Here is a 20,126-nt window from a genome sequence, read left to right on the forward strand (position 1 = left end):
AGGCTTTCGATACGCCCTTAAGATTCGCCCCGTCCTCAGCGATGACATCAACGATGAGGGGCTATAGCTCAGCTGGGAGAGCGCTTGCATGGCATGCAAGAGGTCGACGGTTCGATCCCGTCTAGCTCCACCAATTTACACTTCGAAGCCTGGCCACACCGGCTCCGAAGCGATCAACACTCAGCGTTGATCAGTTGTATAGAAGGGTTTGCGTCCCCTTCGTCTAGTGGCCTAGGACACCGCCCTTTCACGGCGGTAACAGGGGTTCGAGTCCCCTAGGGGACGCCAGTTTTACAGAAGTGATGTTGCAAGATGTCACTCCGCCGCGAGGCGAAAAATCCGGGGCTATAGCTCAGCTGGGAGAGCGCCTGCATGGCATGCAGGAGGTCAGCGGTTCGATCCCGCTTAGCTCCACCAATTTACAGTTCAAGGTCTGGCCACACCGGCCTTGAATCAGATCAGATCTCAGCACTGATCAGCTGTATAGAAGGGTTTGTGTCCCCTTCGTCTAGTGGCCTAGGACACCGCCCTTTCACGGCGGTAACAGGGGTTCGAGTCCCCTAGGGGACGCCACGATTACCCGCTCTGCGGGATTTATAAGGGTCATTCAATTATTGAATGGCCCTTTTGTTTGTCTGGCATTTGGCCAAATCTCCTTTTTCCTTACACTGTGCTTCAGACCAGCGGTCATATCCTCGACTTGCAGAATATTATTATGCGAATAATATTCTAGTCGTAATATTCGGAGGCAACGATGAACGATAAAAAAGCTCAAACCCGCGAACGCATCCTCAAGGCTGCCAGCGCCGCACTGATCCAGCGTGGCCCAGCAGATCCCAGCGTGGGCGAAGTGATGGGCGCTGCAGGCCTGACCGTCGGAGGTTTCTATGCGCACTTCGAAAGCAAGGACGCCATGATGCTCGAGGCGTTCAAGCAATTGCTGGGACGTCGACGCGACTTGATTGCCGACATGGACTCCGAGCTGACCGGCGAAGAGCGTCGCGCCCTGGTCGCTGCGTTCTACCTGTCGCGCAAGCATCGGGATTCCAGCGACGCCGCGTGTCCGATTCCGGCCTCGATCGGCGAGCTGGGACGTTTGCCGGAGTCGTTTCGCATCGCGCTGAACGAACACCTGGAACTGATGATTGCGCAGTTGGCGTCCAGCCCCGAGGACACCGACAAAGCACTGGCCGATGTGGCGTTGATGGTGGGTGGTCTGGCGTTGGCACGCGCGCTTGGCCCGGGCGATTTATCCGATCGATTGCTGCGCGCTGCCAAGTCGGCGGTGCGTTGACCTGAAGGCAACACGCCTGAGGAGAGAGCGATGAACACGTTGAAGTGGGTTCGTGGCGTTAATGGCACCTTGGGCTGGATTGCACCGCAGCGGGTAGCAAGCAAAATGCGTCAGGCGTTCATGACGCCACGTTCGCTGCCGCTGCGCGATTGGGAGCTGCCGCTGCTGGCGAGCGCCGAACGCATCACGCTGCGTTTCGGCCTGTCGGCGCTGCGCTGGGGCCAGGGACCGGCGGTGCTGTTGATGCACGGCTGGGAAGGGCGACCCACGCAGTTTGCGGCGTTGATCACCGCGCTGGTCGAGGCCGGTTACACCGTTGTCGCGCTGGACGGCCCGGCCCACGGCCGCTCACCCGGGCGCGAGGCCAATGTCGTGCTGTTCGCCCGCGCCATGCTCGAAGCCGCTGCGGAACTGCCACCTCTTCAAGCCGTCATCGGCCACTCGATGGGCGGCGCCAGCGCCATGCTTGCCGTGCAACTGGGCCTGCGCACCGAAACCCTCGTCAGCATCGCAGCTCCCGCGCGGATTCTCGGCGTGCTGCGCGGTTTTGCCCGCTATGTCGGCATGCCACCGCGGGCGCGCTCGGCGTTCATCCGCCAGGTCGAGCAGGACGTCGGCATGCGTGCCGCGACCCTCGATGTCGCGCACTATCAACTGGATATGCCGGGCCTGATCGTGCATGCCGAGGACGACACCTTCGTCTCGGTCAAGGAATCGCAACTGATCCACGAATCATGGTTCGACAGTCGTCTGCTGCGCCTGGAAAGCGGCGGCCACCAGCGAGTGCTGGCCGACCCTCGGGTGGTTGATGGGGTGTTATCACTGTTGGCGGGGCGCAGCCTTCAGGCGCGGCAATCGGCCTGACATCCGTTACACTGCCCCGGTTGAATAATCTGACCGGGAGTGGGGCATGGGCTGGGATCGGGCAACGCCGTTCACCATTGATCTGCAAGTAGGCGCCGAGGACATCGACGGGCTGGGCCACGCGAACAACGCGGTGTACGTGACCTGGCTCGAACGCTGCGCCTGGCGCCACTCGCAGCGGCTGGGGCTGGATCTGGTCGAGTACCGGCGCCTGGACCGGGCGATGGCCGTGGTGCGCCACGAAATCGATTACCTGGCGGCTGCCTACGAAGGCGACGAGCTGCAACTGGCGACCTGGATCGTCGATTGGGATCAGCGCCTGAAAATGACCCGCCACTTCCAGCTGATCCGCCCCAGCGACAACGCCACTTTACTGCGCGCCCAAACCACGTTCGTCTGCATCGAACTGTCTACCGGCAAGCCCAAGCGCATGCCGGCGGAGTTCATCGAGGGTTATGGCCCGGCGATCCAAAATCCAGAAACAGTGCAGCTCTAATGTGGGAGCGAGCTTGCTCGCGAAAGCGGTGGGCCAGTGACGGTTGCATCAACTGATACACCGCTTTCGCGAGCAAGCTCGCTCCCACAGGAAAGAGTGTTGTTCTGCGGATTTGCGCGATATCCAGTAAACTGCCGCACGTTTTTTCTTCCTGAGTAGTGTTTTCCCCATGCAAATTGCCCTGGCGCCCATGGAGGGGCTGGTCGACGACATCCTGCGCGACGTGCTGACCCGCGTTGGCGGCATCGACTGGTGCGTGACCGAATTCATTCGGATCAACGATCAGTTGCTTACCCCGGCCTACTTCCACAAGTTCGGCCCGGAGCTGCTCAACGGCGCCCGTACCCGTTCCGGCGTGCCGCTGCGTGTGCAATTGTTGGGCTCCGATCCGGTGTGCCTGGCGGAAAACGCGGCGCTGGCCTGCGAGCTCGGCTCGGAAGTCATCGACCTGAACTTCGGCTGCCCGGCCAAGACCGTCAACAAATCCCGGGGCGGGGCAGTGCTGCTCAAGGAGCCGGAACTGCTCAACAGCATCGTCGAACACGTGCGTCGCGCCGTGCCGGCACATATCCCGGTCACCGCGAAGATGCGCTTGGGCTTCGACAGCCCGGACGGTTCGCTGGTCTGCGCCACTGCGCTGGCCGAGGGCGGCGCCGAGCACATCGTGGTTCACGCCCGGACCAAGGTCGATGGCTACAAGCCGCCGGCGCATTGGGAGTGGATTCCGCGGGTGCAGGACGTGGTCAAGGTGCCGGTGTTCGCCAACGGTGATATCTGGAGCGTCGAGGACTGGCGCCGCTGCCGCGAGATCAGCGGCGTCGAAGACATCATGCTCGGACGCGGTCTGGTATCGCGCCCGGATCTGGCCCGGCAGATCGCTGCCGCGCGCGCCGGTGAAGAAGTGGTCGAGATGAGCTGGGCCGAGCTGCTGCCGCTGATTCAGGACTTCTGGCTGCAAGCCAAGGCGCAGATGACTGCACGCCAATCGCCAGGTCGCTTGAAGCAATGGCTGGCGATGCTGACGCGCAATTATCCCGAGGCCACCGAGCTGTTTACCGTGCTGCGCCGTGAGACAGAACCGGATCAAGTCTCGCGTTTACTGGGCTTGCCGGTCGCCGAAGCGGCCTGAAAAAAATCTTCAAATAATCTCTTGAAATCATTTTGGCGGTCCCTATCTAAGGGTTACGCGATGCCGAATTCGGGTCGCGGAGTCAAAAAACCTTGCTGATTGTTTTCAGGAGATTTGAACCATGAGTACTGCATTTTCCCTGGCACCACTGTTCCGTTCCTCGGTTGGTTTCGACCGTTTCAACGATCTGTTCGAAACCGCGCTGCGCAACGAGCCAGGCAGCACCTACCCACCCTACAACGTGGAAAAACACGGTGACGATCAATACCGCATCGTCGTAGCGGCAGCCGGTTTCCAGGAAGAAGACTTGGAGCTGCAAGTCGAGAAGGGTGTGCTGACCATCAGTGGCGGCAAGCGTGATGCCAACGAAGGCGTGACCTTCCTGCATCAAGGCATTGCCCAGCGTGCTTTCAAGCTGTCCTTCCGCCTGGCCGATCACATCGAGATCAAGGCCGCCGATCTGAGCAACGGTCTGCTGAGCATCGACCTGTTGCGTGTGATCCCGGAAGAAGCGAAAGCCAAGCGCATCCCGATCAACGGAGCGCAGAAGCCGGTTCTGCAATAAGGCCGAGCAAAAAAGAAGGGCGCCACTGGCGCCCTTTTTTTGTGCTCGTCATTCGAGCATTTTTTTCAACGCCTCCAGCGCCACCGGCCGACTGTGCAGATAGCCCTGATACAAATGGCAGCCCAGCCCTTGCAGGAACGCCAGTTGTTCCGGTGTCTCCACGCCTTCGGCAATCACCTCCAGTTCCAGGCTGCGGGCCATGGCGACGATGGCGCGGATGATCTCGGCGTCGTTGGGGTCGGTGGTTGCGTCGCGGATGAATGACTGGTCGATTTTCAGGGTGTCCACCGGCAGGCGTTTGAGGTAGGTCAGCGATGAATAGCCGGTGCCGAAATCGTCCATGGCGAAGCTCACGCCGAGTTTTTTCAGGCGGCGCATTTTGCTGATGGTGTCTTCCAGGTTCTGGATGACGATGCCTTCGGTGATCTCCAGTTTCAGCAGCGAGCAGGGCAGGCCGTGGCTGCTCATGCTGTGTTCGATGCGTTCGACAAAATCGTTCTGGCGGAACTGGCGTGGGCTGATGTTCACGCACAGGCTGAAGTTGAGCGGATCGACCAGTTTCAAGGCAATCAGCTGTTTGAACGCCTCGCAGGCCTCGTCGAGGATCCAGGTGCCGACTTCCAGAATCAGACCGCTGTCTTCCAGCACCTTGATGAATTCGGTGGGCGATTGCGCGCCGAGTTCCGGGTGATTCCAGCGCACCAGGGCTTCGGCGCCAATGATGCGGTTGTCCCGCGCATCGACCTGCGGCTGGTAGTGCACGTTGAATTCGCCACGGGACAGCGCCAGACGCAGATCGGTCTCCATGCGCAGCCGTTCGCTGGCCGCCTTCTGCATGGTGTTGTGGTACATCTGCGTGGTGTTGCGCCCGGAGTCCTTGGCCCGGTACAGGGCAATGTCTGCGCGCTTGAGCAGATCGGTCGGGGTCGAGCCGTGATCGGGAATCAGTGCCACGCCGATACTCGGCGTCACTTGCAGGCGCTGGCCGTCGAGGAACATCGGCTCCGACAGCAGTTCGCGAATGGTGTCGGCCAGTTCCCGCACTTGTGCGCTGACCTCGTTGCGCGTGCCTTCCAGACCGCTGAGCAGCACCACGAATTCATCGCCGCCGAGACGTGCAACCGTGTCTTCCATGCGCACGCTGGCTTCAAGCCGCGCAGTGACGATTTTCAGCACCGTGTCGCCGACCGGGTGGCCGAGCGAGTCGTTGATGTGCTTGAAGTGGTCAAGATCGAGGAAGAGCAGCGCGCCGCGCAGATTGTGGCGCTTGAGCAGGGCGATCTGCTGGCTCAGGCGATCCATCAGCAGGGCGCGGTTGGGCAGATTGGTCAGCGGGTCGTGATAGGCCAGGTGACGGATCTGCGCTTCAGCATTTTTCAGCAGGCTGACGTCCCGGGCGGTCAGCAGCAGGCATGCGGTTTCGTTGAGGGTGATCGGTTCGATCGACACTTCCACGGTCAGCAGTTCGCCGCGCTTGTTGCGCCCGAGCATTTCCTGATGATGCACGCGGCCTTTGATCTGCAGTTCGGCAAACAGCGCCGAGCGTTGCTTCTCTTCGGCCCAGATGCCGATCTGGTACACCGTTTTGCCCACCACTTCTTCCGCGCGATAGCCGGTGAGGCGGCAGAAACCGTCGTTGACCTCAAGATAACGCCCGGTGTCGCGCTCGGTGATGGTGATCGCATCGGGGCTGGAGTGAAACGCCTTGGCGAATTTCTCTTCGCTGGCCTTGAGTGCGGCTTCGGAGCGCTGCTGCTGGGTGATGTCGCGCAAAGTGGTGACGATGCACGGCTGATTGCCAACGCTGATCTGTCGGCTGGAAATCACGCAGGTCAGCGACTGGCCGTCCTTGTGCTGGACGATGATCGCGACATTGCTCAGGCCCTGTTCGCGGATCACCCGCTCGATGCGTTGCAGGCTTTTCGCCGAGGCGTCCCACAGGCCGATGTCTTCGGCGGTGCGGCCGATCACGTCGGCGGCGCTCCAGCCGAAGGTCTGGGTGAAGCTGTTATTGATTTCGATGAACTCGCCGCTGTCCTGGCGGGTGACGCAGATCGGATCGGGGCTGACCTGGAACAACGTGGCGAATTTCTCTTCCGAGGCCACCAGACGTTGCTCGCGCTCGACCTGATCGGTGATGTCCAGCAAGGTCCCGGCCATGCGCAGCGGCGCGCCGTTCTCGTCGCGATAGAGGCGGGCGCGGCTTTCCAGATAGCGTGAGCTGCCATCCGGCAATTGCACGCGGTAGGTCAGCTGATAATTGCCCGCCGGGCCTTCGCGCAGGCTGCGGTAGGCGTCGCGCATGCTGTCGCGTTCTTCGCCGGGCACGCCTTCAAAGAACTCTTCGAACGACTCGTGAAACGGGATCGGCTCCAGCCCGTGCAGCTGCGCGGCCCGTGCCGAGCCATAGAGCATGCCGCTGGGGATGTGCCAGTCCCAGGTGCCGAGTTGCGCCGAGTCCAGCGCCAGATCGAGGCGTTCCTGGCTGTCTTTCAAGGCGTGTTCGGCGGCTTTGCGTTCGGTGGTGTCGAGAAACGTGCTGAGCAGATACGGCTGGCCTTCAAGTTCGACCTTCTGTGCGCTGAGGATGCCGTCATGAATCTGCCCGTTGCTGGCGCGGAACTGCACTTCCATGCTGATCAGTTCGCCCTTGGCCTTGGTCCTTTTCACCAGTTCTGCGCGTTGCTCCGGGTGCACCCACAAGCCCAGCTCCAGGGTGGTGCGGCCAATGGCGCTCTGTACCGGCCAACCGAACAGGCTTTCGAAATATTGGTTGGCCTCGGTGATCAGGCCATCTTCCTGGCGCGTCAGCAGCACCATGTTCGGGCACAGGTGAAAGAGTGTGGCGAAACGTTTCTCCGAGCTGCTCAGGGCCTGCTCGCGTTGGCGCTGGTGGGTGATTTCGCGAATCACCCCGATCATTCGAGGACGCCCCTGTTTGTCCGGTAGCAGACTGCCGCTGATTTCCAGCCAGTGCAGACTGCCGTCGGGCCAGCGGATACGGTGGTGCATCGCCTGTTCCAGCGGTGCTCCGGCGATCACCGCGTGGAATGCCCTGACGGTTTTCGCACGATCCTCGGGCGGCAACAGGTCGAGGTATTCCAGATCCTGCGGCAGCGGTTGCCGTGGATCGAAGCCGAACAGCGCCTGGGTGCCCCGTGACCAACTGATCTGCCCGCGCTCGATGTCCCAATACCAGGCACCGAGCCGGGCACCGTTGAGTGCGGCGAGCAATTGCGGCGCACTCTCCCAGCTCTGCTCGGAACGTCGCGGATCAATGGCCTGAATACGCGGCATCGGCGGAATTCGGTCAACTGATTTGGGCATTGTTAACGGGCCTTGAGCTGATGGTGGCGTTAGGCACAGGGACAGCGGCTCTGTAGGAGTAGCACAAGTTAGCCCGGAGTCCCTGGCAGATCGATTTGCGCATCCAGCAAAGCCATGAAGGCCCTTGCTGCATTCGACAGCGTCCGTTCGGTGTGCACGATATAGCCTAGCTGGCGACTGAGCTGTATGCCCGGCAAAGGTATGCGCGCGACCTGTTCATCAAGCATGGTGCGTGGCAGAACACTCCAGGCCAGACCGATGGAGACCATCATCTTGATGGTTTCCAGGTAGTTGGTGCTCATGGCGATGTTCGGCGTCAGCCCTTGGGCTTCGAACAAACGTTGGACAATATGATGAGTAAAGGTGTTGCCTCCGGGAAAAACCGCCGGATGACCGGCAATATCCGCCAGACTCACCGCGCCGTTGCTGATCAGCGAATGCTCCGGCGCCACCACAAAATCCAGCGGGTCGTCCCACACCGGCGTGGCTTTGACCAGCGTGTGCGGCTCTGGCGCCAGGGTGATGACTGCCAGTTCAGCGCGGCCATGGAGAATTTCCTCGTAGGCCACTTCCGAATCGAGGAACTGAATATCCAGCGCCACTTGTGGGTAGCGGCGGGTGAATTCCCTCAATAGCGGCGGCAAACGGTGCAGGCCGATGTGGTGACTGGTGGCCAGGGTCAGCCGGCCGCTGACTTCGCCAGTCAGGTTGGTCAGGGCACGGCGGGTGTCGTCCAGCACGTTGAGAATCTGGTACGCCCGGGGCAGCAGGGCGCGGCCGGCCTCGGTCAGACCGACTTCACGACCCAGTCGATCGAACAACCGCACCTTCAGTTGTTGCTCCAGTCCGGCGATGCGTTTGCTGATCGCCGGCTGCGTCAGATGCAGGCGTTCCCCGGCGCCGGAGAAGCTGCCGGTCTCGGCGATAGCGATAAAAGCATTGAGGTTGGCCAGATCCATGGTTCGTATTCCAGTTGGTTATCCAAAGCATAAAAAATATGAATTTGAGTTATTTAATGTAACGCCATAGGATCGGCCTCACAAGCCAAAGGGTTATTGATAAGCCCAAGGCATAGAAACAAGCTGATGAGGAACCGTCTGATGGCCGGCAAAACGCTCTACGACAAGCTCTGGGATTCGCATTTGGTCAAACAGCGCGACGATGGCTCGGCGCTGATCTACATCGATCGTCACATCATCCACGAAGTGACCTCGCCGCAAGCCTTCGAAGGCCTGCGTCTGGCCGGGCGCAAGCCTTGGCGCATCGATGCCAACATCGCGACCCCGGACCACAACGTACCGACCACGCCAGAGCGCAAGGGCGGCATTGAAGCGATTGCCGACCAGGTCTCGCGTTTGCAGGTTCAGACCCTCGATGACAACTGTGATGAGTACGGCATTGTCGAGTTCAAGATGAACGACATCCGTCAGGGCATCGTCCACGTGATCAGCCCGGAGCAGGGCGCAACCTTGCCGGGCATGACCGTGGTCTGCGGCGACTCGCACACCTCGACCCACGGCGCTTTCGGTGCCTTGGCGCACGGGATCGGCACTTCCGAGGTCGAGCACGTGCTCGCCACCCAGTGCCTGGTCGCGAAGAAAATGAAGAACATGCTGGTGCGTGTCGAAGGCCAATTGCCGTTCGGCGTCACCGCCAAGGACATCGTTCTCGCGGTGATCGGCAAGATCGGCACCGCCGGCGGTAACGGCCATGCCATCGAGTTCGCCGGCAGCGCGATTCGCGATCTGTCCGTCGAAGGCCGCATGACCATTTGCAATATGTCCATCGAAGCCGGCGCCCGTGTGGGTCTGGTGGCTGCGGACGAAAAGACTGTCGAGTACGTCAAGGGCCGTCCGTTCGCACCGAAAGGCGCGCAGTGGGATCAGGCGGTTGAAGCCTGGAAAGACCTGGTCTCCGATGCCGACGCCAAGTTCGACACCGTGGTTGAACTCGACGCTGCGCAGATCAAACCGCAAGTCAGCTGGGGCACCTCCCCGGAAATGGTCCTGGCCGTTGATCAGAACGTGCCGGACCCGACGAAAGAGATGGATCTGGTCAAGCGCGATTCGATCGTGCGCGCCTTGAAATACATGGGTTTGACTGCCAATCAGGCGATCACCGACATTCAGCTGGATCGCGTGTTCATCGGTTCCTGCACCAACTCGCGTATTGAAGACCTGCGCGCTGCGGCCGTGATCGCCAAGGGTCGCAAAGTCGCTTCGACGATCAAGCAGGCAATCGTCGTACCGGGCTCGGGTCTGGTGAAGGCGCAGGCGGAAGCCGAAGGTCTGGACAAGATCTTCCTCGAAGCCGGTTTCGAATGGCGCGAGCCGGGTTGCTCGATGTGCCTGGCGATGAACCCGGACCGTTTGGAGTCCGGCGAGCATTGCGCCTCGACCTCCAACCGTAACTTCGAAGGCCGTCAGGGCGCCGGTGGCCGTACCCACCTCGTGAGCCCGGCCATGGCCGCTGCGGCGGCGGTGAACGGTCGTTTCATCGACGTTCGTGAATTGATCTAAAAGGAGCGCAGCATGAAAGCTTTTACCCAGCACACTGGTCTTGTCGCGCCTCTGGATCGTGCCAACGTCGACACTGACCAGATCATTCCCAAGCAGTTTCTGAAATCGATCAAGCGCACCGGTTTCGGCCCGAACCTGTTCGACGAGTGGCGCTACCTGGATGTCGGCCAGCCGTATCAGGACAACTCCAAGCGCCCGCTGAACAAGGACTTCGTGCTCAACGCCGAGCGCTATCAAGGCGCCAGTGTGTTGCTCGCCCGTGAGAACTTCGGGTGCGGCTCCAGCCGTGAACACGCCCCGTGGGCGCTGGAAGAATACGGTTTCCGCAGCATCATCGCGCCGAGCTACGCCGACATCTTCTTCAACAACAGCTTCAAGAACGGCTTGCTGCCGATCATCTTGAGCGACGCTGAAGTCGATGAACTGTTCAAGCAGGTCGAGGCTAATCCGGGCTACCAGTTGCAGATCGATCTGCAGGCGCAGACCGTGACCCGTCCGGATGGCAAAGTCTTGAGCTTCGAGATCGACGCGTTCCGCAAGCATTGCCTGCTCAATGGTCTGGACGATATCGGACTGACCTTGCAGGACGGCGATGCGATTGCGGCGTTTGAAGCCAAGCATCGTGTGAGCCAGCCGTGGTTGTTTCGCGACGCATGATTGATTCGAGATTGATGTAGTCAGGGCTGACCTCTTCGCGAGCAAGCCCGCTCCCACAGGGGAATGCATTTCAAATGTGGGAGCGGGCTTGCTCGCGAAGGCGGCAGCTCAAACAACACAAATGCCAGGAAATGACTATGACCAGCACCGCCCAGCACAGTCAGGTTGTACAAAAGCAATTCGGTGAACAGGCCGCCGCTTACCTGAGCAGCGCCGTTCACGCTCAGGGCACTGAATTCGCGCTGCTACAGGCTGAACTGGCAGGGCAGGGCCAGGCTCGGGTGCTGGATCTGGGGTGCGGTGCCGGTCATGTGAGTTTTCATGTGGCGCCGCTGGTGAAAGAAGTGGTGGCCTACGACCTGTCGCAGCAAATGCTCGACGTGGTCGCCGCCGCAGCCGTTGATCGCGGTTTTGCCAATATCTCCACGGTCAACGGCGCCGCCGAGCGCCTGCCGTTTGCCGATGGCGAATTCGATTACGTGTTCAGCCGTTATTCGGCGCACCATTGGAGCGACCTCGGGGTGGCCCTGCGTGAAGTGCGCCGGGTGCTGAAGCCGGGTGGGGTGGCAGCGTTCATCGACGTGTTGTCACCGGGCAGTCCGTTGTTCGACACTTACCTGCAAAGCGTCGAAGTGCTGCGCGACACCAGCCACGTGCGCGATTATTCCGCCGGCGAGTGGCTGCGGCAGGTCAGCGAGGCCGGGCTGCATACCCGCAGCACCAGTCGTCAGCGCCTGCGTCTGGAATACAGCAGTTGGGTCGAGCGCATGCGCACACCCGAAGTGATGCGCGCGGCGATCCGCCAGTTGCAGCAATCGATGGGCAACGAAGTGCGCGAATATTTTGAGATTGATGCCGATGGCTCGTTCAGTACAGATGTATTGGTACTGTGGGCCGAGCGCTAAGAATTTTTCCGGGCGCGCCTGCGGGCGCTCCGACTGATGACATGAGGAAAGCATGAGCAAGCAGATTCTGATTCTCCCAGGTGACGGTATTGGTCCGGAAATCATGGCCGAAGCGGTCAAGGTGCTGGAGCTGGCCAACGACAAGTACAGCCTGGGCTTCGAGCTGAGCCATGACGTGATCGGTGGCGCGGCCATCGACAAGCACGGCGTGCCACTGGCCGACGAAACCCTCGACCGTGCCCGTGCTGCCGACGCCGTCCTGCTGGGCGCAGTGGGCGGCCCGAAATGGGACACCATCGAGCGTGACATCCGCCCTGAGCGTGGTCTGCTGAAAATCCGTGCGCAACTGGGCCTGTTCGGCAACCTGCGTCCGGCGATCCTCTACCCGCAACTGGCCGACGCTTCGAGCCTGAAGCCGGAAATCGTTGCCGGTCTGGACATCCTGATCGTCCGTGAGCTGACCGGCGGCATCTACTTTGGCGCGCCACGCGGCACCCGTACCCTGGAAAACGGCGAGCGTCAGTCCTACGACACCCTGCCGTACAGCGAGAGCGAAATCCGCCGCATCGCCCGCGTCGGTTTCGACATGGCCATGGTCCGTGGCAAGAAGCTGTGCTCGGTGGACAAGGCCAACGTGCTGGCATCCAGCCAACTGTGGCGTGAAGTGGTCGAGCAGGTCGCCAAGGATTACCCGGACGTCGAGCTGAGCCACATGTACGTCGACAACGCCGCCATGCAACTGGTGCGTGCACCGAAGCAGTTCGACGTGATCGTCACCGACAACATGTTTGGCGACATCCTCTCCGACGAAGCCTCGATGCTTACCGGATCGATCGGCATGCTGCCCTCGGCCTCGCTGGATTCGAACAACAAGGGCATGTACGAGCCGTGCCACGGTTCGGCGCCGGACATCGCCGGCAAAGGCATTGCCAACCCGCTGGCAACGATTTTGTCGGTGTCGATGATGCTGCGTTACAGCTTCAATCTGCACGACGCGGCCGATGCCATCGAGAAAGCCGTCAGCGTGGTGCTGGATCAAGGCTTGCGCACCGGCGACATCTATTCGGCCGGTTGCACTAAAGTCGGAACGCAGGAAATGGGTGACGCAGTAGTCGCCGCGCTGCGGAATCTGTAATCTCTCGGGCCCGCTGCGAAATTCAATACAAAGCAGCGGCCCACTTTTCAAGAAGGTGTAGTTGCGATGAAACGTGTAGGTCTGATCGGTTGGCGCGGCATGGTCGGTTCCGTGCTCATGCAGCGGATGCTGGAAGAGCAGGATTTCGATCTTATCGAGCCGGTGTTTTTCACCACTTCCAATGTCGGTGGCCAAGGCCCGTCCGTGGGCAAGGACATTGCTCCGCTCAAGGACGCTTACAGCATTGAAGAGCTGAAAACCCTCGACGTGATCCTGACCTGCCAGGGCGGCGACTACACCAGCGAAGTGTTCCCCAAGCTGCGCGAAGCCGGCTGGCAGGGTTACTGGATCGACGCGGCGTCCAGCCTGCGCATGAACGATGACGCGGTGATCATTCTCGACCCGGTCAACCGCAAGGTCATCGACCAGCAACTGGACGCGGGCACCAAGAACTACATCGGTGGCAATTGCACCGTCAGCCTGATGCTGATGGGCCTGGGCGGTCTGTTCGAGGCCGGTCTGGTCGAGTGGATGAGCGCCATGACTTATCAGGCGGCCTCTGGTGCCGGCGCGCAGAACATGCGTGAACTGATCAAGCAGATGGGGGCGACTCACGCCGCTGTCGCCGATCAACTGGCCGATCCGGCCAGCGCGATCCTCGACATCGACCGTCGCGTGGCCGAAGCCATGCGCAGCGACGCGTACCCGACCGAAAACTTCGGCGTACCGCTGGCCGGCAGCCTGATTCCGTGGATCGACAAGGAACTGCCGAACGGCCAGAGCCGCGAAGAGTGGAAGGCCCAGGCCGAGACCAACAAGATCCTCGGCCGCTTCAAGAGCCCGATCCCGGTCGACGGCATCTGCGTGCGCATCGGCGCCATGCGTTGCCACAGCCAGGCGCTGACCATCAAGCTGAACAAAGACGTGCCGATCGCCGACATCGAAGGGCTGATCAGCCAGCACAACCCTTGGGTCAAACTGGTGCCGAACAACCGCGACATCAGCATGCAGGAGCTGAGCCCGACCAAGGTCACCGGCACCCTGAACGTACCGGTGGGTCGTCTGCGCAAGCTGAACATGGGTTCGCAATTCGTCGGTGCCTTCACCGTCGGCGACCAACTGCTGTGGGGCGCGGCCGAACCGCTGCGCCGCATGCTGCGGATCCTGCTGGAGCGTTGATCGCTTGAAGTCGTGAAAGAACCCGCGCCTTGTGAGAGGTGCGGGTTTTTTTATGTCTGAGGTTTTCCGGTGTCAGGTCTGGCGCCTTCGCGAGCAAGCCCGCTCCCACCCTTGAAATGCGTTCCCCCTGTGGGAGCGGGCTTGCTCGCGAAGAGGTCAGAACAGACACTGCAAGTCCCGCAGAAATTGCCTGCATCTCACTCACCCGGTAAAGTGCCGCTCCCCCCGTTTCGCCAGAGGTAGAACCATGACCCAGACCCTTGATATTGCCGTCGTCGGCGCCACCGGTACTGTCGGCGAAACCCTCGTTCAGATTCTCGAAGAGCGCGACTTCCCGGTCGGCAACCTGCACTTGCTGGCCAGCAGCGAATCCGCCGGCAGTTCGGTGCTGTTTCGCAACAAGAACGTGCGCGTGCGCGAAGTCGACGAGTTCGATTTCAGCAAGGTCAAACTGGTGTTCTTCGCCGCTGGCGCTGCCGTTTCCCTGAGTTACGCGGCGCGTGCCCACGCGGCCGGTTGCTCGCTGATCGACCTGTCCGGCGCGTTGCCGGCCGAGCAGGCGCCGCAAGTGGTACCGGAAGCCAACGCTGAGGTGCTCGCCGGTCTGAAAGCGCCGTTCCAGGTCAGCAGCCCAAGCCCTTCGGCCACTGCGCTGGCCGTGGTGCTGGCGCCGCTGCTCGATCTGATCGAGCTGCAATACGTCAATGTCACCGCCAATCTGGCCGTGTCCACCCAGGGTCGCGAAGCCGTGACCGAGCTGGCCCGGCAGACTGCCGAGCTGCTGAACATGCGTCCGCTGGAGCCAACGTTCTTCGACCGTCAGATGGCCTTCAACCTGCTGGCCCAGGTCGGCACCCCCGACGCTCAAGGCCACACGCTGCTGGAAAAACGTCTGGTGCGCGAGTTGCGTCAGGTGCTGAAGCAGCCTTTATTAAAGATTTCCGCCACTTGCGTTCAAGCCCCGGTGTTTTTTGGCGATAGCTATAGCGTGACCTTGCAGTCAGCGAGCGCGGTCGACCTGGCAAAGGTCAACGCTGCACTTGAGGACGCGCCCGGCATCGAGCTGGTTGAAGCCGGCGATTATCCGACCGCGGTGGGTGACGCGGTGGGGCAGGATGTGGTCTATGTCGGTCGGGTGCGCAGCGGCGTCGATGACCCGGCGGAACTTAATCTGTGGCTGACGTCAGATAACGTACGCAAGGGGGCAGCCCTGAATGCTGTGCAGGTCGCTGAATTGTTGATAAAAGACCTGCTGTAAAAGATACTTGGCAACAATTTGTCGACTGATTCTAGGTGAGCGCTATGCTTGCCCGGAGCACTTGATAACGTGTCACCCTCCGGGACTTTCCGGGGCATCAAAGAAATGATCGCGCGCGGCAGTCTGTCGTCGTCGCGCGCAATGCCTTACGGCAGCGGCAATCAACATCTTCTCGCTGGCCGAGGAACGTTCAAACAAAGGATGAGGCTATGGTTCAAGTTCGCAAACTGGTGTTAGCAATAGCGGCCGCCTCGGCGCTGTCCTCCGGTATGGCGCATGCCCTCGGGCTCGGGGAGCTGACCCTGAAGTCGACCCTGAACCAGCCGCTGGTGGCCGAGATCGAGCTGCTCGACGTCAAGGATCTCACCGCTGCCGAAGTGGTGCCAAGCCTGGCCTCGCCAGAAGATTTCGCCAAGGCCGGCGTTGATCGCCAGGCCTTTCTCAACGACCTGACGTTCACCCCGGTGCTCAACGCCAGCGGCAAGAGCGTGCTGCGCGTGACTTCGAGCAAGCCGCTGTCGGAACCGATGGTGAGATTCCTCGTGCAGGTGATGTGGCCGAACGGCCGTCTGCTGCGCGATTACAGCGTGCTGCTGGATCCGTCGAAGTTCTCGCCGCAGACCGCTGGCGCCGCCGCGCAACCGGCGCCGTCGCAGACCATCACTGCGCCGACCACTGGTGCCACGCACCCGACGCAATACACCACCACGCCGCGCGACACCCTGTGGGAAATCGCCGCGAAGGCGCGTACCGGCGGTTCGGTGCAGCAGACCATGCTGGCGATTCAGGCGCTGAACCCGGATGCGTTCATCGACGGCAACATCAACCGGCTGAAAACCGGCCAAGTGCTGCGTCTGCCGGATGCAACGCAGAGTGCCGCACTGCCGCAGTCCAAGGCGATTGCCGAAGTGGCGGCGCAGAACGAAGCCTGGCGTCAGGGTCGTCGCTATGTGGCCAAGCCGGGTACCGGTCAGCAGCAGCTCGACGCCACCAAGCGTGGTCGCAGCAATGTCGGCACCGGGCAGAATGCCAAGGACAACCTGAGTCTGGTCTCTGCCGAAAACGCCAAAGGGCGTGGCAAAGGCCCGGCCGGCGATGCCAAGGCCTTGAGCAACAAACTGGCGGTGACTCAGGAAAGCCTCGACACGACCCGTCGTGACAACGAGGAACTGAAAAGCCGCATGGCCGATCTGCAAAGCCAGCTGGACAAGCTGCAGCGCCTGATCGAGCTGAAGAACAATCAACTGGCGAAGATGCAGGCCGAAGGCCCGGGCGCCGCGCCAGCCGCCACCGCTGCCGTACCGGCGATCACCGCCGAACTGGCCGCGACCCCGCCAGCCACCCCGGCAGAAGCGGCGCCAACGCCAGAGTCGGCGATCGCGCCACCGGTCGATACGCCTGCCGAAACGCCGGCGGTCGCGCCGAAGCCGGTTGTCGATGAGGATAAAACCTTCAACGAACTGCTGACCAATCCGATCCTGCTGGGTCTGATCGGTGGCGGTGCGGTGGTGCTGCTGCTTCTGCTGTTGCTGCTGGCTCGTCGCCGCAAAGCCCAGCAGGAAGCCGAGAAACACCTGCGCATGGCCCGCGCCCTGGCGGAAGAGCAAGAGTTCTCTGCCGAGCAGGATCTGCCGGAAAGCAGCTTCGAAGGCCTTGAAGTGCCCGCTGCCAGCGTCAAGCTCAACACCGCGGCAGCTGCGCCAGCACCTGCTCCGGTAGTGGCTCCGGTGGTAATGGCTGAGCCGATTGCCGCGCCATTGGTCGCGCCGGCCGCCGAGCGTTCCGATGACGTGCTGGACAAGGCTCAGTCGCACATCAACGCCGGTCGCCTGAATCAGGCCGCCGCGCTGCTCGAAGAGGGCGTTAGCCTCGAGCCGCAGCGCAGTGATCTGCGTCTGAAGCTGATGGAAGTCTACGGTCAGCAGGGCGACCGCGATGCGTTCGTCGCTCAGGAGCGTCAGCTGGTGGCCAACGGCGATAACTTCGCCAAGGTCGAAGAGCTGAAAAAACGCTTCCCGGCCATGGCAGTTGTCGCTGTCGCGGGTCTGGCCGCAGCGGCGGTCGCCGCCGAACTCGACGCGCAATACGTCAAGGATCTGCTGCTCGACGAGCCAGAGGCGCCTGCACCTGAGCCTGCTCCTGCGGCAGACGATCTGGATAGCGCGTTCGACCTGAGCCTGGACGACCTCGACAACATCACCCCGGTTGAGCCTGCCCCTGTCGTCGCGCCTGAAGCGCCGGTAGAGCTGGACGAATTCCCGGCAGACGACGATCTGAGCTTCGAATCGGTGCTGCAACAGCAGACCGAGATAAAAGAGAACCTCGACGACCTGTCGGACTTCGACCTCGATCTGGATCTGGGTGCCGAGCCTGCGCCAGCCCCGGCGGCGGACCTGGCGGACGATGACTTCCTGCTGGATCTGGACGAAGGCGTGAAAGACCTGTCGCCGGTCGAGCCTGCGGTCGTCAGCGAAGTGCCGCAGGACGATCTGGAACTGCCGGCCGATTTCGATCTGTCGCTGGCCGACGAGATGGATACCAATCCGGCCGAGCCGGACGCATTCGCCGCCGAGCTGAATGACGTCAATGCCGAGCTGGACCGCCTGTCGCAGAGCATTGCCGAGCCGACCTTCACCGAAGCCGATGCGGCATTGGGTGGTGATCTGGGGGAAGACGATTTCGACTTCCTCGCCGGCACCGACGAAGCCGCGACCAAGCTCGATCTGGCTCAGGCCTACATCGACATGGGCGACAGCGACGGCGCGCGCGACATCCTCAACGAAGTGTTGACCGAGGGTGACGAAAAGCAGCGTGGCGAAGCCAAGGAAATGCTTTCGCACCTGGCGTGATTCGGCGGTAAACAAAACGGCAGCCCATCGAGGCTGCCGTTTTTGTTTGGGCTGGATTTCGGTGGTGCCTGATCGACCGCCTTCGCGAGCAAGCCCGCTCTCACATTTGGAATACATTCCTCCTGTGGGAGCGGGCTTGCTCGCGAAGAGGCCGGATCCGTCAACACAGAACTGACTGGCATCCCCGGTCCACAGCCTTATAATGCCCGCCTTTGCACATCAGCAGGCTGTCCCACCTTGGCAAACATAGATAACCCGGTCGCCGAAATGGCACCCGACGGCTTTTACCGCGTCGCGCTTGGCGTTGAATACAAAGGTTCGCGCTACAGCGGCTGGCAGCGCCAGTTGACCGGCGTGGCCACGGTGCAGGAAGAGCTCGAGAAAGCCTTGTCGAAAGTCGCCAACTCGCCGGTTTCACTGCAGTGCGCCGGGCGTACCGACGCGGGCGTGCATGCCTGCGGACAAGTGGTGCATTTCGATACGCAAGTCGATCGTTCGCTGAAAGCCTGGGTGATGGGCGCCAACATCAATCTGCCCCACGACATCAGCGTCAGCTGGGCGCGGGTGATGCCGGCGCATTTTCATGCGCGGTTCAAAGCCATCGCGCGGCGTTATCGCTATGTGATCTACAACGATCAGATTCGTCCGGCCCATCTCAATGAAGAAATCACCTGGAACCATCGCCCGCTCGACGTCAAGCGCATGGCCGAGGCGGCGCAGTATCTGATCGGTACTCATGATTTCAGTGCGTTCCGTGCAGGGCAGTGCCAAGCGAAATCGCCGATCAAGAAAATGCACCACCTGCGCGTGACTCGCCACGGCAAGATGATCGTTCTCGATATTCGCGCCAACGCCTTTTTGCACCACATGGTGCGCAACATTGCCGGTGTGCTGATGACCATCGGTGCCGGCGAGCGTCCGGTCGAGTGGATGAAGGAAGTCCTGGAGAGTCGCGAGCGCCGTTCCGGGGGCGTGACGGCGCATCCGTTCGGTCTGTATCTGGTGCAAGTCGAGTACCACGACGAGTTCCCGTTGCCCGAGCGTTTCATCGGGCCACATTTCCTTACGGGTTTCTCGGGCCTTGACGGCTGACGCCCCCGAACGCTTTTGTTACCATCCGGGGCTTTCCCGGTTTTTGCCTTGAGGTTTTTATCGACATGTCAGCCGTTCGCAGCAAGATTTGCGGGATTACCCGCATAGAAGATGCGTTGGCAGCGGTCGAGGCGGGAGCCGATGCGATCGGTTTCGTGTTTTACGCCAAGAGCCCGCGGGCGGTAAGCGTGCAGCAGGCAAGGGCGATCATTCAGGCGTTGCCGCCGTTCGTGACCACCGTTGGCCTGTTCGTCAATGCCAGCCGCTGCGAGTTGGGGGAAATCCTCGATGCCGTGCCGCTGGATCTGTTGCAGTTCCATGGCGACGAAGTCGTTGCCGACTGTGAAGGCTGGCATCGTCCCTACATCAAGGCGCTGCGGGTCAAGGCTGGCGACGACATCGCGGCTGCCGTCGATGCTTATCCGAGCGCCAGTGGCGTGCTGCTCGACACTTACGTCGAAGGCGTGCCCGGCGGAACCGGCGAGGCATTCGACTGGTCATTGATTCCGCAAACGTTGAGCAAGCCGCTGATCCTGGCCGGTGGCCTCACCCCGGATAACGTCGCCGACGCCGTGGCCCGGGTCAAACCTTACGCGGTCGACGTCAGCGGCGGGGTAGAAGCGAGCAAAGGCATCAAGGATCATGCGAAGATCCGCGCGTTCATCAATGCCGTACGTAGAAGCTCGCAGGGAGCGTCTACTTCGATGTGACGGCTGGCAGTCTGCCGCCGTCCATCAATGCACTTGCACAAAGCAGGCGAGGCTGAGGGTTTCTGGAGTTGCACGCAGGTCATGTTTCGCGCTGACCGCGGCGTTCCATCAATCATCGCCACACACATGAATTTAGCTGAAGGGCAT

General features: G+C 61.3%; 16 protein-coding genes and 4 tRNA genes. 18 read left to right on the forward strand and 2 right to left on the reverse strand.

All coding sequences use genetic code 11. The features are described from left to right. The first annotated feature begins 57 nt into the window (after window positions 1-57). The 9 genes from LCH64_RS09105 to LCH64_RS09145 all read left to right on the forward strand — a co-directional run bounded on the left by LCH64_RS09105 (window position 58) and on the right by LCH64_RS09145 (window position 4,348). Window positions 58-133 (forward strand) — tRNA-Ala (locus tag LCH64_RS09105). Window positions 134-212: 79 nt separating this feature from the next. Next, a tRNA-Glu gene (locus tag LCH64_RS09110) sits at window positions 213-288 on the forward strand. A 53-nt stretch (window positions 289-341) separates the two neighbouring features. After that, window positions 342-417, forward strand: a tRNA-Ala gene (locus tag LCH64_RS09115). A gap of 80 nt (window positions 418-497) precedes the next feature. Beyond that, window positions 498-573 (forward strand) — tRNA-Glu (locus LCH64_RS09120). A 181-nt stretch (window positions 574-754) separates the two neighbouring features. Beyond that, window positions 755-1,294 (forward strand): TetR/AcrR family transcriptional regulator, encoded by a 540-nt coding sequence (locus LCH64_RS09125; RefSeq protein ID WP_045122549.1) that lies wholly within the window; start codon window positions 755-757, stop codon window positions 1,292-1,294. Between the two features lie 30 nt (window positions 1,295-1,324). Beyond that, complete coding sequence (locus LCH64_RS09130) at window positions 1,325-2,158, forward strand: alpha/beta fold hydrolase (RefSeq protein ID WP_003226446.1); 834 nt, start codon at window positions 1,325-1,327, stop codon at window positions 2,156-2,158. 46 nt (window positions 2,159-2,204) lie between these two features. Then, on the forward strand, window positions 2,205-2,654 hold the full coding sequence (locus LCH64_RS09135; protein WP_103520446.1) for a thioesterase family protein: 450 nt from the start codon (window positions 2,205-2,207) through the stop codon (window positions 2,652-2,654). Between the two features lie 169 nt (window positions 2,655-2,823). Next, on the forward strand, window positions 2,824-3,783 hold the full coding sequence (locus LCH64_RS09140) for a tRNA-dihydrouridine synthase (RefSeq protein ID WP_003226441.1): 960 nt from the start codon (window positions 2,824-2,826) through the stop codon (window positions 3,781-3,783). 121 nt (window positions 3,784-3,904) lie between these two features. After that, window positions 3,905-4,348, forward strand: coding sequence for an Hsp20 family protein (locus tag LCH64_RS09145; protein WP_007969230.1), 444 nt, complete (start codon window positions 3,905-3,907; stop codon window positions 4,346-4,348). 48 nt (window positions 4,349-4,396) lie between these two features. Here LCH64_RS09145 and LCH64_RS09150 read toward each other — a convergent pair whose 3' ends face one another. Continuing rightward, entirely contained in the window at window positions 4,397-7,675 is a 3,279-nt protein-coding gene (locus tag LCH64_RS09150; protein ID WP_139055556.1) for a PAS domain S-box protein, read from the reverse strand. 68 nt (window positions 7,676-7,743) lie between these two features. Beyond that, window positions 7,744-8,634, reverse strand: coding sequence for a LysR family transcriptional regulator (locus LCH64_RS09155; RefSeq protein ID WP_007969232.1), 891 nt, complete (start codon window positions 8,632-8,634; stop codon window positions 7,744-7,746). A 141-nt stretch (window positions 8,635-8,775) separates the two neighbouring features. Between LCH64_RS09155 and leuC the strand changes: the two genes are divergently transcribed. The 9 genes from leuC (at window position 8,776) to LCH64_RS09200 (ending at window position 19,979) form a co-directional block, all read left to right on the forward strand. Then, complete coding sequence (leuC, locus tag LCH64_RS09160; protein ID WP_226500028.1) at window positions 8,776-10,194, forward strand: 3-isopropylmalate dehydratase large subunit; 1,419 nt, start codon at window positions 8,776-8,778, stop codon at window positions 10,192-10,194. A gap of 12 nt (window positions 10,195-10,206) precedes the next feature. Further along, window positions 10,207-10,851, forward strand: coding sequence for a 3-isopropylmalate dehydratase small subunit (gene leuD, locus LCH64_RS09165; protein ID WP_103484400.1), 645 nt, complete (start codon window positions 10,207-10,209; stop codon window positions 10,849-10,851). Between the two features lie 137 nt (window positions 10,852-10,988). After that, complete coding sequence (locus tag LCH64_RS09170) at window positions 10,989-11,756, forward strand: class I SAM-dependent methyltransferase (protein WP_226500029.1); 768 nt, start codon at window positions 10,989-10,991, stop codon at window positions 11,754-11,756. A 52-nt stretch (window positions 11,757-11,808) separates the two neighbouring features. Next, a complete protein-coding gene (gene leuB / locus LCH64_RS09175; RefSeq protein WP_226500030.1) occupies window positions 11,809-12,891 on the forward strand; it encodes a 3-isopropylmalate dehydrogenase in 1,083 nt (360 codons plus the stop codon). 66 nt (window positions 12,892-12,957) lie between these two features. After that, window positions 12,958-14,070, forward strand: a complete 1,113-nt coding sequence (asd, locus tag LCH64_RS09180; RefSeq protein WP_003226428.1) for an aspartate-semialdehyde dehydrogenase — start codon at window positions 12,958-12,960, stop codon at window positions 14,068-14,070. Between the two features lie 247 nt (window positions 14,071-14,317). After that, window positions 14,318-15,328, forward strand: coding sequence for an aspartate-semialdehyde dehydrogenase (locus tag LCH64_RS09185; RefSeq protein WP_226500031.1), 1,011 nt, complete (start codon window positions 14,318-14,320; stop codon window positions 15,326-15,328). 209 nt (window positions 15,329-15,537) lie between these two features. After that, window positions 15,538-18,177 carry a FimV/HubP family polar landmark protein gene (locus tag LCH64_RS09190; protein WP_226500032.1) on the forward strand — a complete coding sequence of 880 codons (2,640 nt, stop codon included), beginning with the start codon at window positions 15,538-15,540 and terminating at the stop codon, window positions 18,175-18,177. Between the two features lie 267 nt (window positions 18,178-18,444). Next, entirely contained in the window at window positions 18,445-19,269 is an 825-nt protein-coding gene (truA, locus tag LCH64_RS09195; RefSeq protein WP_226500279.1) for a tRNA pseudouridine(38-40) synthase TruA, read from the forward strand. A gap of 65 nt (window positions 19,270-19,334) precedes the next feature. Next, window positions 19,335-19,979: a phosphoribosylanthranilate isomerase gene (locus LCH64_RS09200; protein WP_226500033.1), complete on the forward strand. Its 645-nt coding sequence runs from the start codon at window positions 19,335-19,337 to the stop codon at window positions 19,977-19,979. The last annotated feature ends 147 nt before the right edge of the window (window positions 19,980-20,126 follow it).

The sequence above is a fragment of the Pseudomonas sp. MWU16-30322 genome (assembly GCF_020515535.1).
Lineage (GTDB): Bacteria > Pseudomonadota > Gammaproteobacteria > Pseudomonadales > Pseudomonadaceae > Aquipseudomonas > Aquipseudomonas fluorescens_H.

Excerpts from the sequence above, each read along its gene's own strand:
- LCH64_RS09200 (WP_226500033.1), top strand. The coding sequence starts at position 19,335 with ATGTCAGCCGTTCGCAGCAAGATTTGCGGGATTACCCGCATAGAAGAT.
- asd (WP_003226428.1), top strand. The coding sequence starts at position 12,958 with ATGAAACGTGTAGGTCTGATCGGTTGGCGCGGCATGGTCGGTTCCGTG.
- LCH64_RS09145 (WP_007969230.1), top strand. The coding sequence starts at position 3,905 with ATGAGTACTGCATTTTCCCTGGCACCACTGTTCCGTTCCTCGGTTGGT.
- LCH64_RS09150 (WP_139055556.1), bottom strand. The coding sequence starts at position 7,675 with ATGCCCAAATCAGTTGACCGAATTCCGCCGATGCCGCGTATTCAGGCC.
- LCH64_RS09170 (WP_226500029.1), top strand. The coding sequence starts at position 10,989 with ATGACCAGCACCGCCCAGCACAGTCAGGTTGTACAAAAGCAATTCGGT.
- leuD (WP_103484400.1), top strand. The coding sequence starts at position 10,207 with ATGAAAGCTTTTACCCAGCACACTGGTCTTGTCGCGCCTCTGGATCGT.
- LCH64_RS09140 (WP_003226441.1), top strand. The coding sequence starts at position 2,824 with ATGCAAATTGCCCTGGCGCCCATGGAGGGGCTGGTCGACGACATCCTG.
- leuC (WP_226500028.1), top strand. The coding sequence starts at position 8,776 with ATGGCCGGCAAAACGCTCTACGACAAGCTCTGGGATTCGCATTTGGTC.
- LCH64_RS09190 (WP_226500032.1), top strand. The coding sequence starts at position 15,538 with ATGGTTCAAGTTCGCAAACTGGTGTTAGCAATAGCGGCCGCCTCGGCG.
- LCH64_RS09125 (WP_045122549.1), top strand. The coding sequence starts at position 755 with ATGAACGATAAAAAAGCTCAAACCCGCGAACGCATCCTCAAGGCTGCC.
- LCH64_RS09135 (WP_103520446.1), top strand. The coding sequence starts at position 2,205 with ATGGGCTGGGATCGGGCAACGCCGTTCACCATTGATCTGCAAGTAGGC.
- leuB (WP_226500030.1), top strand. The coding sequence starts at position 11,809 with ATGAGCAAGCAGATTCTGATTCTCCCAGGTGACGGTATTGGTCCGGAA.
- LCH64_RS09130 (WP_003226446.1), top strand. The coding sequence starts at position 1,325 with ATGAACACGTTGAAGTGGGTTCGTGGCGTTAATGGCACCTTGGGCTGG.
- LCH64_RS09155 (WP_007969232.1), bottom strand. The coding sequence starts at position 8,634 with ATGGATCTGGCCAACCTCAATGCTTTTATCGCTATCGCCGAGACCGGC.
- LCH64_RS09185 (WP_226500031.1), top strand. The coding sequence starts at position 14,318 with ATGACCCAGACCCTTGATATTGCCGTCGTCGGCGCCACCGGTACTGTC.
- truA (WP_226500279.1), top strand. The coding sequence starts at position 18,445 with ATGGCACCCGACGGCTTTTACCGCGTCGCGCTTGGCGTTGAATACAAA.